The sequence below is a fragment of the Myceligenerans cantabricum genome (assembly GCF_054777735.1).
On the sequence record NZ_BAAHAJ010000011.1, the window covers coordinates 126,932 to 143,961 of the forward strand.

General features: G+C 69.9%; 17 protein-coding genes. All 17 read left to right on the forward strand.

The features are described 5' to 3' along the window. The first annotated feature begins 85 nt into the window (after positions 1-85). The 17 genes from ACYU96_RS15185 to ACYU96_RS15265 all read left to right on the forward strand — a co-directional run bounded on the left by ACYU96_RS15185 (position 86) and on the right by ACYU96_RS15265 (position 16,934). On the forward strand, positions 86-1,519 hold the full coding sequence (locus ACYU96_RS15185) for a conjugal transfer protein TrbL (protein ID WP_460755179.1): 1,434 nt from the start codon (positions 86-88) through the stop codon (positions 1,517-1,519). Between the two features lie 6 nt (positions 1,520-1,525). After that, positions 1,526-2,980: an SCO6880 family protein gene (locus ACYU96_RS15190; RefSeq protein WP_460755182.1), complete on the forward strand. Its 1,455-nt coding sequence runs from the start codon at positions 1,526-1,528 to the stop codon at positions 2,978-2,980. 228 nt (positions 2,981-3,208) lie between these two features. Continuing rightward, the gene (locus ACYU96_RS15195) at positions 3,209-3,463 is read left to right on the forward strand and encodes a hypothetical protein (RefSeq protein ID WP_460755185.1); all 255 of its coding nucleotides are present in this window, start codon (positions 3,209-3,211) and stop codon (positions 3,461-3,463) included. Between the two features lie 63 nt (positions 3,464-3,526). Next, a complete protein-coding gene (locus tag ACYU96_RS15200; RefSeq protein WP_460755188.1) occupies positions 3,527-3,934 on the forward strand; it encodes a hypothetical protein in 408 nt (135 codons plus the stop codon). A gap of 12 nt (positions 3,935-3,946) precedes the next feature. Continuing rightward, positions 3,947-4,399, forward strand: coding sequence for a hypothetical protein (locus ACYU96_RS15205; RefSeq protein ID WP_460755191.1), 453 nt, complete (start codon positions 3,947-3,949; stop codon positions 4,397-4,399). A gap of 25 nt (positions 4,400-4,424) precedes the next feature. Next, positions 4,425-5,903 (forward strand): ATP-binding protein, encoded by a 1,479-nt coding sequence (locus tag ACYU96_RS15210; RefSeq protein WP_460755194.1) that lies wholly within the window; start codon positions 4,425-4,427, stop codon positions 5,901-5,903. A 164-nt stretch (positions 5,904-6,067) separates the two neighbouring features. After that, entirely contained in the window at positions 6,068-6,775 is a 708-nt protein-coding gene (locus tag ACYU96_RS15215) for a DUF3800 domain-containing protein (RefSeq protein WP_460755197.1), read from the forward strand. A 197-nt stretch (positions 6,776-6,972) separates the two neighbouring features. Then, entirely contained in the window at positions 6,973-7,818 is an 846-nt protein-coding gene (locus tag ACYU96_RS15220; protein ID WP_460755199.1) for a hypothetical protein, read from the forward strand. Positions 7,819-7,960: 142 nt separating this feature from the next. Continuing rightward, complete coding sequence (locus ACYU96_RS15225) at positions 7,961-8,962, forward strand: hypothetical protein (RefSeq protein ID WP_460755202.1); 1,002 nt, start codon at positions 7,961-7,963, stop codon at positions 8,960-8,962. 69 nt (positions 8,963-9,031) lie between these two features. Next, the gene (locus ACYU96_RS15230; RefSeq protein ID WP_460755205.1) at positions 9,032-10,177 is read left to right on the forward strand and encodes an ArdC-like ssDNA-binding domain-containing protein; all 1,146 of its coding nucleotides are present in this window, start codon (positions 9,032-9,034) and stop codon (positions 10,175-10,177) included. Positions 10,178-10,350: 173 nt separating this feature from the next. Next, entirely contained in the window at positions 10,351-10,893 is a 543-nt protein-coding gene (locus ACYU96_RS15235) for a hypothetical protein (RefSeq protein WP_460755208.1), read from the forward strand. Then, positions 10,890-12,662 (forward strand): type IV secretory system conjugative DNA transfer family protein, encoded by a 1,773-nt coding sequence (locus tag ACYU96_RS15240; RefSeq protein WP_460755211.1) that lies wholly within the window; start codon positions 10,890-10,892, stop codon positions 12,660-12,662. Before ACYU96_RS15235 ends, ACYU96_RS15240 begins: the two co-directional genes overlap by 4 nt. A 129-nt stretch (positions 12,663-12,791) precedes the next feature. Further along, entirely contained in the window at positions 12,792-13,250 is a 459-nt protein-coding gene (locus ACYU96_RS15245; protein ID WP_460755214.1) for a single-stranded DNA-binding protein, read from the forward strand. Next, the gene (locus ACYU96_RS15250; protein WP_460755217.1) at positions 13,247-13,750 is read left to right on the forward strand and encodes a hypothetical protein; all 504 of its coding nucleotides are present in this window, start codon (positions 13,247-13,249) and stop codon (positions 13,748-13,750) included. The genes ACYU96_RS15245 and ACYU96_RS15250 overlap by 4 nt, the downstream gene beginning before the upstream one ends. After that, entirely contained in the window at positions 13,747-14,871 is a 1,125-nt protein-coding gene (locus ACYU96_RS15255) for a hypothetical protein (protein WP_460755219.1), read from the forward strand. Before ACYU96_RS15250 ends, ACYU96_RS15255 begins: the two co-directional genes overlap by 4 nt. A gap of 240 nt (positions 14,872-15,111) precedes the next feature. Further along, positions 15,112-15,522: a hypothetical protein gene (locus ACYU96_RS15260; RefSeq protein ID WP_460755222.1), complete on the forward strand. Its 411-nt coding sequence runs from the start codon at positions 15,112-15,114 to the stop codon at positions 15,520-15,522. Then, entirely contained in the window at positions 15,519-16,934 is a 1,416-nt protein-coding gene (locus tag ACYU96_RS15265) for a hypothetical protein (protein WP_460755224.1), read from the forward strand. Before ACYU96_RS15260 ends, ACYU96_RS15265 begins: the two co-directional genes overlap by 4 nt. Positions 16,935-17,030 lie beyond the last annotated feature (96 nt).

A 17,030-nucleotide genomic window follows, 5' to 3' on the forward strand; every position in this document is an offset into this window, starting at 1 on the left:
GAACTGGGCCATCAGCGGCCTACCGGCCAGCTACTGGGTGACAACAACGCAACAGAAGGGACAACTCGGTGGACTTCCTACACTGATGAGTCCGTGCGACCTGCCGATCGTGTCCGGCGTCTGCCTCGGCTCCGAGGCAGACGCGGACACCTGGGGGCCTATGCAGTGGCTGGCCGACCTAGTAGGTGGCGGTGCCGAGCTCGTGGTGCAGGTGATGTGGGTGCTGCTGGACTCCACCACGTTCGTGGACGTCACCTCGGGCCACTACACGCGCGTGTACAACCTCGTGTTCGGCATCGCGGTCCTGGTGATGCTGGTCTTCTTCCTGCTCCAGGTCATCACCGGGATGCTGCGCCGCGAGCCGGGCGCGCTGGCGAGGGCTGCGCTGGGGCTGGCCAAGTCCGTACTCGGGAGCTTCCTGGTGATCACGCTGACCGCGCTGCTGCTGGAGATCACCGACCAGCTGTGCATCGGGATCGTGCGCGCGGCCGGCACCACGATGGAGCAGATGGGCGCCCGCCTCACCGTCATGGTCGGCTCGGTCACCGGCGCATCCCTCGCCCCAGGCGCGGGGGCGCTGATCCAGCTGTTCTTGGCCGGTCTGGCGATCGGGTCGGCGTTCATCGTGTGGATGAGCCTGTTGGTGCGCAAGGCGCTGCTGCTGGTCACGATCGTGCTCGCCCCGCTCGCCCTGGCCGGCGCGTCGTGGGACGTCACCCGCGGGTGGGTGGGCAAGTGGCTCTCGTTCGTCGTCGCGCTGATCCTGTCCAAGCTCGTGCTCGTCGTGGTGTTCCTGGTCGCCACCGCCCAGGTCGCCGCCCCCATCGACACCGACCTACGCCCGATCGCCGATCCCGCCGCCGGGATCGTACTCATGCTGATCGCGGGCTTCGCCCCCTACATGACGTACAAGCTGGTCAGCTTCGTGGGCTTCGACATGTACCACGCCATGTCGGTCGAGCACGAGGCCAAGGACGCCCTCAACCGGCCGGTGCCCATGCTGCCCGGCGGGTGGAAGCACGGAACGGCCTCCGGCGTCCTCGACGGCGACGGTAGTAAGGACGGCAGCCCGCGCGCAGGCATCGATCGGCCGGCGAGCCCGGCCCCAGCATCGGCAGCAGCCCGAACGCCAGGTGCGGCGCAACCTGGGCTGGCTTCGAGCCCGACGCCGTCCTCTACGGCTGGTGCTGCGGCGCCGGTCGGTGGGGCCAAGGCCGCCGGTGCATCGGGGGCGGCCGGCGCGGCAGGCGGTTCGGGCGCGGCGGCTGCGGTCGCACCGGCCGCGGTTCCTCTGATCGCCGTCGCCGCCGGGAAAGCTGCGGCCACAGCTGGGCCGAAGGCGGGCCGAGCGGCCGGCGCCCAGGCCGGCCAGACGAGCGATGCAGCAGGAGACACCGATCCCGGGAGGGGGGCGTCGTCGGGCGCGGGGCGGCGTGGCCGGTCGGCCCCGGCTTCGGCGGGCGGCAGTCAGCCTGCCGCAGCTGTGCCGGGCATCCTCGATGAGCCGAAGCGGAGGTGAGCGGTCATGACGGACTCGGCCCATGGCGCCGTGGGACAGCTGGCGCCGGTGAAGTTCTCCCGGCTGTCGCGGCGCGGCGTGATCCTCGGGTTCACGGCAGCCCAGCTCATCACGATCGGGGTCGGCGCGATTCCGGTCCTGGCTGCCCTGTACCGGGGTGGCGGCCTGGAACTTGCTCTGCCGGTCGCCGCCGTCGCAGTCACCGTCGCCGTGGTGCCCGTCGGCGGACGGCCTCTCATCGACTGGCTGCCGGTCCTTGCTTCCTGGACGTGGCGGATCCTGACCGGGCAGCTGGAGTTCCGCGCGCGCACGACCCGGCCGCGCCCCGCCGGGACGCTCGCGCTGCCAGGAGACGCCGCCGCGCTGCGCCAGTACGTCGACCCGGTCACCGGTGCGGTGCTGGTCCACGATCCGCATGCCGCCACCGTGACGACCTTGCTCGAGGTGACCCATCCCGCGTTCGCCCTCCAAGACCCGGCCGACCAGCAACGCCGCGTCGCTGGATGGGGACGGGTGCTGGCCACGGTGTGCCGGTCGGGACACCTGGCCCGGATCCAGGTCGTCGAACGCACCCTGCCCGGATCGGGCTCCTCTCTGGCCGACTGGTGGCACACCCACGGCAACGATGACGGCTCCTGGGCCGCCAACGCCTACAAGGACCTGATCGCCCGTGCCGGCCCTGCCGGGGAGCAGCACGCCACCACCCTCGCCCTCACACTCGACATACGCGCCGCAGCACGCACCGTGCGCGCCGCCGGCGGGGGCGTGACGGGAGCCGCGGTCGTGCTGCGAGCCGAGACCGACACCCTGACCACCGCCCTGCGAGCCGCGGACCTCACACCGTCGCCGCCGCTCGGGCCCGACGAGCTGGCGATCACGCTGCGCACCGCCTACGACCCATCCATGGCCCCCGCGCTGGACCGCCACCCCGACGTCGGCCGCGACCTCGCCACGGCCGGACCCATCGCCGTGGCAGAGTCCTGGGGAATGCTCCGCTCGGACGGCGCCTGGCACTGCGTCCTGTGGATCGCCCAATGGCCCCAAGCCGGGGTCCATCCAGGATTCCTCGCACCACTCCTGCTGACCTCCGGCATCCGACGCACCGTCTCCCTGACCTACGAACCCGTCCGGGCCGACGCCGCCGCCCGCGACCTGCGCCGACGACGCACCGGACACCTGGCCGACCGCGCCCAACGCGCCCGACTCGGCCAACTCACCGACGCCGCCGACGCCGCCGAACTCGACGACGTCCTCACACAAGAAGCCGACCTCGCCGCAGGCCACGGACTCCTACGCGTCACCAGCCTGATCAGCATCACCGCCCACGACCCCGACGAACTCGAACGCTCCGTCGCCGCCGTCGAACAAGCCGCGATCCAAGCATCCTGCGACGTCAGACGCCTATGGGGACAACAGGCCCAGGCATTCACCGCCGCGCTCCCCCTGGGCCGGTCTCGCTGAGCAGCAGCGTGCATACCTGAAACCGCGTCTACCTGATCCGTCGTGCTCGCTACTCGCCGACACCTGCACCGGCCGAGGTGCTCGCGCCGCCAGCCACCACACCCTCCCGAAGTGTGAACGACTGTGAACAGCGAACTCCTTCCCAGCTGGGAGACCAGTCGACAGAGTTGAAATGTGACGACACGGGACACTACCGACGATCCGGCTGGACAGAGCGGCGAGCCAGACATGGAGCACGATGCCTTGCTCAACGTGTCCAAGCGCCTTGCCGCGTCAAACGAGCATCTTCGGGCAATCGCCCGCCTGCTCGGCGAGCACCTCCAACACACCAAGGGTGAGGTAGCTACGGCCCGATGGCTCCAGCGCGCAGAAATTGAAGATGCCAATGCGGAACGCCGACGCGCCACACGGAACGAGGTCGGCATGTGGGTCGGAGTCGGGCTTGCCGCGGTCAGTGTTGCAGCAGCGTTGCTCGGACGTTGATGAACGAGCCGGTGGCCATGGCACACCTGAAGCCCGAACATCTCGCGTTCTGAGGAGGACCCCATGCCGACCGACGACAGCATCGCGACGCATGCCGTCGCCGCGAATGAGGCGATGCAGGCTCTGGCTCGTCTCACGCGGGAGATGACCGACCCGAACGACATGGAGCTCCTGGTCGGCACGCTCGCCGGCACGGTGCGCAGCCTGCGCGACGTGCTGCGGCAGACCGCCGACGCCTACCAGTGGGAGGGCAGCCAGGAGGTCCGTCTCGGCCGGCCGACGAGCGTGCGCTATCCCGAGGACACCGAGGTTTGGCTGCGGCAGACCGCGGACCATCTGAACAACTCCCAAGTGTTCCTGGAAGCGCGCGTGATGGCGGTCGAGCACTCCGCGCAACAGACCGCCGCGTCGCCGCCGGATGTCCTGGACACCCCGGCCGAGGTCACGCCGGACGACTTCATCGAGCTCTGAGGGGAGGCCGTCATGCCACGGTTCAACAGCATCGCCGACGACGCCGAGGAGTCCTACCAGGCGATGCGCGCCACCGCGCACCAGACGGTCACGGTCGACGATCCGGCCGAGCTGTACTGGCTGCTGGGCACCCTCAACGGGACTGCCCGCCTGCTACAGCAGGTGCTGTACCAAGCCGCCACCGCACACCGCCACCATGCCGGAGCCGCGTTCACCCATTCCGGCGACCACGAGGTGGGACGCCGGCACGCGACCAACGCCGCCCGTGAGATCCGCCAGGCTGCCGGACTGCTGACCCGCGTGCAGTCGCACCTGGACAAGTCGCAGACCCACTCGGGCACGATCGCCTGGCACCCGCCGCAGACCGTCGACACCGACCGCCCCAACACCCTGCCCGGTCCGCCCAACCCGGACGATGATGCGGCCGGACGCGAGGCACCACCTGAGGACCGGGTCGAACCGTGAGGGCCGTGGGAGAGGTGTGCCCGCGATGAGACCGCGCATCCACACCGCACCGTTCGTGACCAGGCCCGACGACGGCTGGCGGGCACGACGCCAGCGCCGCCGGGCAGCCCATGATGCGGCCCTCCATGCCCGCGAGGGCACGGACTCGCTCGCGCACGGCCGACCAGACTCCGGTGAAACCACCAGTTCGCCAGCCCGCTACCTGCCGCGCTCAGGTGAGCGGGGTCCTGCCACGTTGCGGACCTCGATCCGGTTCCGTCTGCCCAAGCATCAGGACACCTCGGCCGTCTGGCAGGGCGCCTACCCCTTCCTCGCCGAAGGCGGCCTCGGCACGGATGGGCTGTTCATCGGGCGTGACCTGTACTCCGGGTCCTCGTTCGTGTACGACCCGTGGGTGCTCTACCAACGGGGTCTGATCACCGCGCCCAACGTCGTGGTCGCTGGGATCGTGGGGGCCGGGAAGTCCGCGCTGGCCAAGTCGCTGTATGTCCGGTCGCTGCCGTTCGGGCGGCGCGTGTACATCCCGTGTGACCCCAAGGGCGAGCACACCGCCGTGGCGCGCGCCGTCGGCGGCACGGTGATCGCGCTCGGCCCGGGGATGCCCGCCCGCCTCAACCCGCTGGACGAAGGCCACCGGCCCGCCACCGTCACCGACGCCGAATGGGCCGCGCAGGTCACTGCCCGGCGACGCAGCCTGCTCGGTGCGCTGGCCGAGACGATGCTGGAGCGACACCTGTCCGCTGTCGAGCACACGTGCATCGACACCGCCCTCACCACCGCCACCAACACGGCCGGCGGGACGCCGGTACTGCCCGCAGTCGTCGACCGGCTCCTCGAACCCGACCCTGCCGCCGACAGCGGCGTTGGCGCGCGCCTCACCGAGGACGGCCGACACGTCGGCCACGCGCTGCGGCGCCTCGTGCACGGGGACCTGGCGGGGATGTTCGACGCGCACTCGACCGTCGCGTTCGACGCGTCCGCGCCAATGCTGAGCCTTGACCTGTCGCGCGTGGCCGAGAATGCCACCGCCATGAGTGTGCTGATGACCTGCTGCTCGGCCTGGATGGAAGCTGCCCTGGCCGACCCCGACGGCGGGCAACGCTGGGTCGTGCACGACGAAGCCTGGCGCCTCATGGCACAGCCCGCGCTCCTGCGCCGCATGGACGCCCACTGGCGGCTCGCGCGTCACTACGGCATCGCGAACATGCTGATCTTCCACAAGGTCACCGACCTGGACAACGTCGGCGACGCCGGATCCGCCAACCGCGCCCTCGCCACCTCACTCCTCGCGAACGCCGAAACCCGCATCATCTACCGGCAAGAGACCGACCAGCTCAGCCCGACGGCCACTGCCCTGGGGTTGACGGGCACCGAACGCGCGCTGCTGCCCGGACTCGGCGTCGGCCAGGGCCTGTGGCACATCCGCAACCGAGCCTTCGTTGTCCAGCACCAGATGGCACCCATCGAAGCCGAACTCTTCGATAGCCGCCAGCGTATGCTTTGAGTTTCCCGTGAGCTCAGCAATTCATGATCGGGGATCTGGGGCATGCGAGTGTTCGTCTGCCTCGGACCGACCCTGCGGGCCTCCGAACTTCTATTCTGTGGATAACGGTGGGCTAGTTGTGGATAACCCGGCTGCTTGTCGTGGACCGCCCGTACCCTGGACCCATGCTGATCGCGCACGTGGACGAGTCCTACGAGGGGGACCTCTACTGCATCGGGGCTGCGGTCGCTGAACAACGCGTCTGGGAGACGGTCGAAGACGGGTTCGAGAAGCTGCGCCAGCTCAACAACGACCTGCACGGGACGCCGCTCGATGCCGAGTTCCACGCGCATTGCATCATGAACGGCAGGGCCGACTGGAAGCCGTTGCGCGGTCGCCACCGCGAGGCCACGCAGCTTTACAAGTCCGCGCTGGAGGTGGCCCGGGACGCCAACGTCACCTACATCCTCCGCGGCATGAACGTAGCCCGCCAGAAGGCTCGGTACCGCTACCCGAACCCTCCACATAGCGTAGTCCTGGGACACCTACTCGAACGGATCAACGACTACGCCAAGGCGACTACCCCTGGCGAGCAATGCATCGTCGTCGCCGACGACATCGCTTCCAAGCAAGCGCACCTGCGCGAGTTCGAGGAGTACCAACGGATCGGCACCGGCGGGTACCGGACCAGCAGACTCGAACAGATCTCAGCGCCGTTCACCTTCTCGGACTCCCGCCGAGTCGATGGAATCCAGGTGGCAGACCTCGGCGCCTACATCTTCCGACGCCACAGCGACCCGACGCCCGTGCACCCGAAAGCCAAGAAGGCTCAGCGGATGCTCTGGACAGTCATCGCGGAGACCTGCACTCATAGCAACATCTGGCTTCCATAAGAACTGAGGCCCCGCAACGCGGGGCCTCAGGCTGACAACGTTCCGCAAGCGGCCCGTCGTACTTTCACAGTACCCAGTTCATTGTCCTACGACAACCAGCCACGCTGCTGCGAGTTGTCAACGGACAAGTCACCAAAGGTCGCCCGTCTCCGCAGCACCCTTCCCCGACCCGAGCGGGTCCCGCGCACCTTGCACGCATGGACACCAACGAAGCGCTCAGTTTCCGCCAGCGCGCGGGCACCCTAGCCCTGACAATCTGGTACGACGGTGAGGACATCAACGAGGCCGGTGGCTTCCGCCGACGGTACGGGCTGAGGATCTTCGACGCGGACCAGCCCGATCGCGTATACGAAGCCAACGATCTGCGCTCGGGCGTCGGGGCGGAGATCGACCTCATCGACACGATGCGATCCCTGTGCTCGTTCCTCGCAGCCGCCGCCGACGCCTACTGGGCGACGACAAGCCGTCCCGGCGTGTACTCGGACAACGTGCGCATGTTCCCGGACTGGCTCAACGAGGCGGCCTATCTCAACTCGGACGAGATCTCGATGCTGGGCGCAGAGCTCGACCTTCCCGACGAGGTCGACCCGGAGGCCGGCTTCAGGGCGGCGATCGAGAGCAACGACGACGTGACCGGTCCGAAGCCGGATGACGCGGCAGCCCCGGTTCGATGGTTCTCGGTGGTCTTCCAGCAGGACGGAGATGCCGACGAGACTCTCGCGATCATCGACCGGGATGGTGTGGATGCAGGCATCGATCATCTGGCCCAGTGGGACTTCGGCGACGAGACCGAGGACGCGGCGCGCATGCTCGGGCACGTCTACGACTCCCCACCCTCGGGCAGCATGGACCGTGAGCATCAGCGCGGTGACTATCTCCTGTCCTACAACCACGCGCTCGGGCACGCCGGCCTGATCCGTCGTTGCACGTCGCCCGACTCGGAGCCGTCGACCGCCGCGATCGATGCGGGAGCGTCGACGACGCAGTCGGTGAGTACCGACGAGGATCCAGATCTCGAACAGGACAGCGTCGAAAGTCCATAACCCAAGCCCGGCAAGTCCGCTCCCCCGCACTGACGAGACCGAGCGCGTTCAGGTTCTGTCGTCGCGCCGATGTCCGGATCCTCGCGCCTTCACGGCAGCTGGACCGCACCTCCCGGGCAGACCACGACGCCGGGAGGTACCCATGTCCGAGCATCCAGTCCGCAGCGATCTGCACGCACTGCGCGAGCATGATGGGACGCCAGCCCGCGCCGGGCACCGGCTCCTGGCCGGGAAGGTGTGGCCGATGCTGCGGGATCTCGGTGTGGCCGGCGGGCGGCTGTTGGCCTCGGGGAACGAGGCGGGGGTCTTCACTGGCCCGCAAGTGTCTGGTCGGCACAGCATCCAGGCGGGTGAGTACACCGCCGCGATCCCGGCGCAGCCGGCCGAGCAGGTGCCCGTTCACCGCTGGCCGCAGCGACAGGCCCCGGGACGGTTCGACGTGGTCGTGCTGAACCTGCCGTACGCCGATCTGCGGCTGCACGACCCGCACAGCGCCCAGACGCTCCTCACGCTGCAGAACAAAGCTCTGCTACGCGGCCTGGACCAGACCAAGCGCGGCGGAATCCTGACGGCGGTGGCCTCGCACGAAGTGCTCGACGATCCCGACGACCGTGCCCGGCTGGAGACGCGGGCACGGGCCGACCTGGTCGGGGCCGTCCGCCTGCCTGAAACGCTGCTGCGCAACGATCTGGACCGTGCCGCACCGATAGACCTGCTGGTCCTGCGCCGCCGCGAGGCCCGCTCCCACTATCGGGGGCAGCCGTTCACGGATATCGAGCCGGTGCTTGCCGGGGACGACGCCGGGTTCGTGAACGAGTACTTCGCAGCCCACCCTCAGCATGTCGTCGGCACCCAGTACTTCGAAGCCAGGCCGGACGGCATCCAGGACTTGAAGGTCATCGCGTACCCCGACGAGCGGGTGGTACCGAAGCTCGACCGGGTGCTGTCCCAGATCGTCAAACACGCACGCATGTTGGACCTGACCGTCCGGCCATCAAGGTGGGAACCGCTCGGCCCGGAGCACCCGGTCGACGAGCCCAGCGCCCCGACCGCTCCCGTCGACGACGCAGGCCCGCGGCCGAACACGCCCGACGTCGACTTCTCTCCTGATCTTCCCGAGGACGACGACGCCGTGGACCTGTAACAGCGTCCCGCCGTCGGCGTCTGGCACTGCACGCGCACCTTCCGGGCAGAGACCTGCTGGGAGGCCGTGATGCGTAAGGACACCCGCTCTTTGGAGCAGAAGAAGGCTGACCGGGACGCGAAGCTGGAGGCTCTGCAGCGCAAGCTCACCGGAGCCGTGGAGAGTCTCGTCACCGGCCAGGACTGGCAACGCGCCTTAAGGTTCGCCGCCCGGTTCCGGGCCCGCTCGTTCGGCAACACGCTGCTGATCTGGGTCCAGCATGCCGCCGCCCACGAGCAGGGTCTGGTCCCCGACCCCGACCCGACCTACGTCGCCGGGTTTCAGCGGTGGAAGGCCCTGGGCCGGCGTGTCATGAAGGGACAGCCGGGCTACCAGATCATCGCGCCCGTGACCGCCCGCATGGCGGGACGTGAGGACGACCCGGGCTCCTGGCGCCGCCTGGCCCGCGGGGAGAAGCCGGATCCGGGAGAGGTGGTGCGCTCCCGGATGGTGGGCGTGCGGCCGGCCTATGTGTGGGACATCAGCCAGACCGACGGCGCCCCGATTCCCGAACGACCACAAATCGAGCTGCCTGCCGGCCAGGCACCGCCGGGACTCTGGGACGGCCTCGCCGCCCAGGTCGCCGACCTCGGCTACGACCTACGCCTGGTGCCGAACGCCGCCGCACTCGAGGGAGCCTACGGGCGCACGACCTACTCCGAACACCTCGTCGAGGTCCGCGCCGACCTCGACGACGGCGCACGCACAGCCGTCCTGGCGCATGAGCTCGCGCACGCCATGCTGCATGCCCCGGGCCGCGACACCGCGCCCGACGACGGCACCACGGTCGAGCCCGGGCAGGAGGGCCGTTCCCCGCACCGCGGCATCCGGGAGGTCGAGGCCGACTCGGTGGCGTACATGGTCTCGGCCGCTCACGGCCTGGACCTGGCGGACTCGACCGTGCCCTACGTCGCAGGCTGGGCGTCCTCGGTTCGCGGCAGCAGCCCAGTCGAGACGATCCAGAACACCGCCACCCGCGTGCGCTCGGCCGCCGTGACGATCCTAGACCGGCTCGACACCCGCCAGGTACCCGACGGCAACCCCCCTGACCTGGCCCGCCACGACGCACACCCAGAGCCCCAGACCACGCCGACAGTAGACCCCACCGCCGAGCCACCCGACGGGCCGCTCGCCGATGGGCCCGACGTCACCGACGATGAGGGCGTGGAGCTGTGAACGGCCACGCAGCAGGCGTTCCGGCCGTGTTGCCGCGGGTGCGGGTCGACGTCGATGACAACGGGCAACTCGCGGTCCAGGCCGACGGCCGGCCATGGACGCCTCCCGCATCCACATCGGCCCCGGGCAACAACGACGCCTCGCCACTGAGTCGGGGCGACCTCCCGAGGATCGTGACCCAGGTAGCTGAAGCGCTGGGCTCACCGATCCGCGTCGAAGTTCACGACTCCGGCCACACCTACGCCGACGTCGTCGTACCCGCAGCCCCCGCGACGCCCACCGCCCTGCACGAGACCGCCGACGACGGCCGACCTCTGACCACGCCGTTGCCCATGCAAGCAATGACCGGCGCTCCTTCCACTTCTGCGCTGCGGGGGCGCGGGTTCGCGTCCGAGGAACCGGTCGCGATCGCCGTCGTGGTGGCAACCACCCAGGCAGACGCAGAAGGCAGTGTCCAACTGCGGATGCCACCCGCGCTGCGCGGCCGTGCGACGAGCTTGCTCCTGTACGGCACGCGCAGCGCGCAGGCGCGATACCTCCCACCGGCGCACAACCCGCATGTCGACCCGGGACACGCTCCCGAGCCTCAAAACTCGCAGCCGGCAAGGACCGCGGACCGCGATTCCAGTCCGACGACGGACCCTCTGCAGCCGGTCGACGACGCCGGGCTCGCCGACGAGACCGCCCTGAGCGACGAGGAGGTCGGTGCCCCGTGAACGCCCGACAGGCGCGACCGGTCGGTGACGAGCTGACCAACGCCGGCCTCTGGCTACTGCTCGCCCTCACCGGGCTGGCCGTGGTGCTGCGGCTGGCCGGAACCGTCGCCGCGGTCCTCACCGGGGTCGATCCACCCGACGGCGGACCTGCCACGGGCCTGCGGGTACTGGCCCGGCCGGGCGAGCCGGGTGAGGCGCTCGGTGCCAGTGACCTGGGTCCGGTGGCGTACTGGCTCACCGTGATCGTGCTCCTCACGCTCACAGGCGCGCTGGGCCGGAGCATCTGGTGGGTATGGCGCTCAGATCGCCGTCGGACCGACAACAGCGCGGACCCGATGGCTGGGACCGCCACCAGAGCCGACGTCGCCAAGACCGCTTCCCGGCTCGCCCTGACCCGCCGGTCGCGCAACCTACGCCCGTCCCTACGCCGGGCCCGGCCGGAACAGGTCGGCTACCTGCTCGGGCACGCGCACAGCAGGCAGATCTGGTCCTCGGTGGAGGACTCCACGATGGTGCTCGGCCCACCCCGCTCCGGAAAAGGCCTGCACCTGGTCATCAACGCCGTGCTCGACGCGCCCGGCGCCGTCGTCGCGACCGGAACCCGCCCCGACACGCTCGCGATCACGATGAAGGCACGCGAGAAAATCGGCCCGGTCGCCGTGTTCGACCCGCAGCACCTGGTCCAGGGCGTCCCAGCCGGCGTGCGCTGGTCCCCGGTGCGGGGATGTGTGGATCCGCTGACCGCGATGATCCGCGCCAAGGGATTCGCCGCCGGCACCGGCCTGTCCAAGGGCGGAGCCGAGAACGGCACCTACTGGGAGAACCAGACCGCCATCGTCCTGCAAGGCATGCTGCACGCCGCCGCCCTCGAAGGACGCAGCGCCCGAGACCTGTTCACCTGGTCCAACTCCCCCGCCGCCGCACGCGACGCCGCCGCCATCCTCGCCTCCCACCCCGACGCCACACCCGGCTGGGCCCAAGCCCTCGAGGCGCGGATCAACGCCGAACCCCGCAACCGGGACTCCACCTGGTCCGGCGTCCAGCAAGCGCTGTCCTGCCTGGCCGACCCCCGCGTGCTGGACGCCGTCACCCCGGCGCCGGGCGAGCAGTTCGACCCGGCCACGTTCCTGCGCGAGAACGGCACCCTGTACATGCTCGCCACCGCTACGGGGTCGACCACCTGCGGATCCCTGATCGCCGCGTTCATCGAAGACCTGGCCGAAACCGCCAAGACCCTGGCCGCAGCCTCACCCGGAGCCCGGCTCGACCCGCCACTCCTGCTCGCCTTGGACGAGATCGGGAACCTCGCGCCCCTGCCCTCCCTGCGCACGCTCATGTCCGACGGCGGCGGCACCGGCATCACCACCATGCCCGTCCTGCAGTCACTCGCCCAAGCCCGAGCCGTCTGGGGAGCAGAAGAAGCCCAGGCGATCTGGGATGCCGCGATCGTCAAGATCGTGCTCGGCGGAACGTCATCGGCGGGCGACCTGCGCGACATCTCCGCGCTCATCGGCGAACGCGACGAACACGCCGACACCTACACCACCGGCGACCACGGCACCCGCTCCATGCAACGCACTCTCCGCCGCGTCCCGGTCATGCCACCCGAACGCATCCGCACCATGCCCTTCGGCACCGGACTGATCCTCCTGCGCTCCGCCCCACCCATCGTCACCCGGCTGCGCGCCTGGCCCGACCGCCTCGACGCCGACGACCTCACAACGGGCAAGACGGCGATCGAGCACATGATCCGACGACCTGGGACCTAGCGCTAGAGGCCGGTCCTCGACACTCGGCGCCGCGTAGCAGAACTCAACCACGTCCAGGCACGTGATGCGCACCTGACATTCGAGCAGCGCCCGTCGTCCAGACGGACGCATCGAGGCAGGGAGCACGCGATGACCAGCAGAGCCAAGATCCCCGTCGAGCAGGGCCTTGAAGGGATGCTCGAGACCGACCTGACGTGGTCCGAGACCCGCGACGGCACCGCGATGCTGCGTGGACGGGTGCGTGTGGAGCGGTGGCGCGCCAGCTCGGGAGGGCCACCGCACCGGTTGCCGCCGGTGTTCTGCACCCTGGTGGTCTTCAACGAGCACACGCAGAAGGCGCGCGCCCACTTCCAGGCCGGGGACGCGATCCTCGCGTCCGGACGCCTGCGCGCCTTGCCCTCCGACGAGCAGGGCAAGGAACGCCACGTGTTCGTTGCCCGCCGCCTCGGACACGACGCCGCCCGCACCCGCTACCAGGTCGTGCGCACCCTCGCACAGGCCCGGGCGAGGCGGGCGGCAGCGCGACGCCGTCGGGGAAGCCTGCAGGCTGCGACCGGCCTGTCTGAAACCGCCGGGAGCACGTCATGAGCGCCGCGCCCGATCGCGGTCTCGACGACGTCCCGCCGCACGTCGTGAACTGGGCGACCCTGCCGCCCCACCAGGCGGCAGAGGAGTGGATGCTGCTGGACCAGTGGGTGTACTGGCTGCGCGACACGTTCGGCCTGACCCCGCAGGAACTGCCCCCGCTGTGGCACCGTCACTCCGAGCTCGTCTGGGAACTGTCCGCACTGCACACCGCGTTCCAGGCCGCACACGCTCCGAAGGCAAACCCGGGTGCCTCACTGGTGTGGATGCGCGATTTCGCCGCGACGCGCACCCGGCTCAAGCGCTGGGTCCAGGACTGCGGCACCGAGCTCACCCAGGACCGCGAGACCCGCCTCACCACCTGGCCCGGCGAACCACCTGCGCCCAGCCCCGCCGTGGTCCCGGTCACCGACCGTGCCGCCGACTTCCACGCCCACGTCGCCCACGACGTCGCCGCGCGCCGCGCCGCGCAGGACAGCGAATCGAACGGGAGCTCGACATGAACACCTGGCCCGGACCGGAAGCGGCCGAGGTCGCCGATCGGGTCGCCATCCACGACCACACGCACACCCCGGCCAGCGACGCCCACGAGATCCTCGCCAAACGCATCTGGACCGCGATGTACGACCTGGGCGCAGGTCTGCGCCCCGGCAGCCAGTGGATGACGCTGGGGGTCGACGCCGAGATCTTCGCCGGCGCACCCGCCGGCCAGCGAAGCTACCCCACCGGCGCCGTGGAGGCTTTCATCGGGCAGATCCCTGTCACCACGAGCTGGCCACCGCACGACACCCGAGCCCGATCACTCGACGCCCTCACCGCCAGCGACGACGTCAACTGCGACGTCGTCATCGTCAATGCCCCGCACAGCGACGTCGACCTGCACACCCCCGAACGCCGCGCCGACCGCCTGCGCACGGACACCGAAGGAATCTCCACAGGACTCATCACCACCCGGCCAGGCGGAATGCTCGCCGCCGTCGTCTCCACCGACTGGCTCGACTCGCCCAACCCTCGCCTTCGCGCAGCCGTGGCCGACCACACCGACTTCCTCGGCGCGGTCCGGCTACCGGGCGCAACACTCCGGCAGGCCCCCGGAACCGATCGACCCGTCGACCTGATCCTGCTGCGCCACCGGCCTCACGACCGCAAACCCCAGCACGGCCCCACGATCCAGCCGTTCCAGAACACCTACCAGATCCCGCTCGACGGGCACCAGGTCCTACTCAACGAGTACTTCGACGCCCACCCCGAGCACATCCTCGGACGCCTGACCAGCGAACACACAACCTGGTCCGACGAGGCCCGCACCACCGTACTCGCCGAAGGCTCTCATCCCCTTGGCGCCCGGTTGGAGATCGCGCTCGCGCACATCGTGCACGTCGCCCACCGCGACGACCTCGCCATCCCCTTCGACGCCACGCCCACGATGCAACCCCGCCCGGACCGCCCGCCCGACGACGGACCCGAGCAACTGACTGAAGCCGATCGAGACGTCATCCGCGCCCTGCACGCCAAGCGACACGACCTCGGCCCGGACCCACTGCTGCCCGACGATCCGATCCACGGCGGCCCCGGCCACGACGACGGCCCCGAGGCAGTCGAGGACGACTCGCCCAGCCTCTGACCGGCTCCGCCAGGATGTGCTCCCGCACAGCCAGGACGGAAACCGTGCCGAGGCTGTGGACAGCCCCACTGATGAACAGCCCGCGACCGCCCCCATGCGCGTACCTCAACGACAGGACCAGGCTGCCAGCGCCCGGTGTCGCACCCACGAGCAGGTTGCCTCGCCGCGGGCAACCACGTCGACGCTCCTCATGACCGAGTCGACGCCGCGATTCATGACCGACCGCAGGAGGCACCCATCATGACCAGCCACCCCACACCGCACCGGGACCCCGACCCCGGCACGACGCCCGCCGCCCCGACGCCGCCCGAGGGAACGCCTCTCCCCGTCCGGCACTACGACACCTACCAGGCAGCACGATCCCACCTGTGGGCGCTGGCCGTCTCGCTTCCGCCCACGATCCCGCATGGCTATTGGGACGTACTGGACCGGCTCGACGACCTGCACGCCCCTCTGTGCCGGCCACCGATCGACGCCGACCCACCCCCGCCCCGAGCCGAGCACTACGCCGCTGCACGCAAGTCCCTGGCGGCCCTCGCCCGCCTGTCCAGCGCCCCGCCGGGAATCGGCCACTGCATCGAGATGCTCCAGGACTGCTGGAGGCACGACCCGGGCCGCGTCACCGCCCCCAGTCCGCAGGACGAGCCGTGACCTACGGACAGGCCGCCGCCACACTGCGGTCGGCGATGACGCACCTGCTCAGCGGACTCGGGCTCGACGACATCACGATCGCTGCGGCCGACGGAACCGGGCAGGTCGAGGCGATGAAACGCTACCGGGCCGAGGTGCACAAGTACGCTCTCGGCCTGATGACCTTCGTCCACGGCGGAGTGACCCATGAAGGCCGGGTGCTGGTGGAGCGGACGCTTACCGAGTTCGGCCAGGTGCAGAAGGCCGGGACCTCCTGCACCGCAGAACAGCTCGCGGAGCAGCAGACCAACCCGCTGACCGAGGCATGGCGGCAGGCCGCTATCGCCGCCGTCGTCGTCCGCGAGCGCGAGCTACCCCACCTGGCCGACATCTCCGTCGAGGAACGCCTCCTGCTGACGATGGACGCCACCAACCTCGTCAACGCACTCCTGCTGGCCGACGCACGATTCATCCGCATTCCGGGCTGGCAACCGATCGGCGGCGACGTTCTCCTGCGCCGGGTCCAGCGGGGCAAGGATCCCCTGCGCAGCAGGGTCTACCACTCGGTCGCCCAGGCGCTCGACGAGTGTTCCCAGTGGGCTCGATCGAGGATCACGGCCGCGTCGTACCTCGTCGACGATCGCGGCTACCGCCCCGGTCCACCACTGCACCCTATGCCCGGCGCCAGCGCAGGCCCGTGCGATCAAGCGGCGTCGCTGGTTCAGGAGGCCGCAAGCAGGCTGCGTAATGAGTACCCGGACGCCCACCACCTCGCCCTGCTGCTCAGCACCAACCAGTTCCTGACCGCGCACGGCGCGCGGCTCACGAAGGACTCCGGCCCCAAGCCGCGCGCCGACGCCTTCGCCACGCGTGCCGTGACCTACCAGGTACTCGCCGCGACGTTCCGCGCGAACATCACCGGCCGACGCTCCCAGGACGTCTCCCCCGTCTCACTCGCCCAACGCGCGCTCGCCTTCCTCCAGAACGTCCCGCGTGCCTCGCGAGAACAGCTCCGCAAGCTCGACGACGCCTTCGACCAGATGGACCGCCACGTCGCTACCACGATCCAGCGCGGCATCCAGGAGGCCCGCTACGTCACCTCACGACGCAAGCGGCTCGCTCACGTCCCCGGAGGCGGCGCACGCACCCACTTCGTGCCGGTCTACGAGGCGATCACCGACGAGACCCACCCAGACCTGCTGCGTCGCGCCCGCCAGATGGGACAGGAGAAGAGCAACGACTGGTTCCGGGCCAAGCCCGGACGAGTCCGTTCGGACTCCGTCGTGGAACGCCTCCAGTTCGACGCCCTCGTCGCCGGCCGCCTCCGCCGCTCCGAACACCCCGCAGGCGCCCTCCAACCACACGTCGAGATCCTCAGGGACGACGCCTCAGTCCTCGACACGCCAGACGAGTGGCCGGGCCTCGAGATCTAGCGAGCCGACTGGCTGGCCACGAGCGGAACGGCGCTCGGTCCCGTCAAGACACTATTAGGGCTGAGCCCGACCGCGGCCACAGGAGTTTCGCAGGTC

Bases quoted from the DNA above. Each gene is read 5' to 3' on its own strand.
- ACYU96_RS15190 (WP_460755182.1), top strand. From the start codon at position 1,526: ATGACGGACTCGGCCCATGGCGCCGTGGGACAGCTGGCGCCGGTGAAG.
- ACYU96_RS15210 (WP_460755194.1), top strand. From the start codon at position 4,425: ATGAGACCGCGCATCCACACCGCACCGTTCGTGACCAGGCCCGACGAC.
- ACYU96_RS15225 (WP_460755202.1), top strand. From the start codon at position 7,961: ATGTCCGAGCATCCAGTCCGCAGCGATCTGCACGCACTGCGCGAGCAT.
- ACYU96_RS15260 (WP_460755222.1), top strand. From the start codon at position 15,112: ATGACCAGCCACCCCACACCGCACCGGGACCCCGACCCCGGCACGACG.
- ACYU96_RS15195 (WP_460755185.1), top strand. From the start codon at position 3,209: ATGGAGCACGATGCCTTGCTCAACGTGTCCAAGCGCCTTGCCGCGTCA.
- ACYU96_RS15245 (WP_460755214.1), top strand. From the start codon at position 12,792: ATGACCAGCAGAGCCAAGATCCCCGTCGAGCAGGGCCTTGAAGGGATG.
- ACYU96_RS15200 (WP_460755188.1), top strand. From the start codon at position 3,527: ATGCCGACCGACGACAGCATCGCGACGCATGCCGTCGCCGCGAATGAG.
- ACYU96_RS15220 (WP_460755199.1), top strand. From the start codon at position 6,973: ATGGACACCAACGAAGCGCTCAGTTTCCGCCAGCGCGCGGGCACCCTA.
- ACYU96_RS15250 (WP_460755217.1), top strand. From the start codon at position 13,247: ATGAGCGCCGCGCCCGATCGCGGTCTCGACGACGTCCCGCCGCACGTC.
- ACYU96_RS15255 (WP_460755219.1), top strand. From the start codon at position 13,747: ATGAACACCTGGCCCGGACCGGAAGCGGCCGAGGTCGCCGATCGGGTC.
- ACYU96_RS15230 (WP_460755205.1), top strand. From the start codon at position 9,032: ATGCGTAAGGACACCCGCTCTTTGGAGCAGAAGAAGGCTGACCGGGAC.
- ACYU96_RS15185 (WP_460755179.1), top strand. From the start codon at position 86: ATGAGTCCGTGCGACCTGCCGATCGTGTCCGGCGTCTGCCTCGGCTCC.
- ACYU96_RS15215 (WP_460755197.1), top strand. From the start codon at position 6,068: ATGCTGATCGCGCACGTGGACGAGTCCTACGAGGGGGACCTCTACTGC.
- ACYU96_RS15205 (WP_460755191.1), top strand. From the start codon at position 3,947: ATGCCACGGTTCAACAGCATCGCCGACGACGCCGAGGAGTCCTACCAG.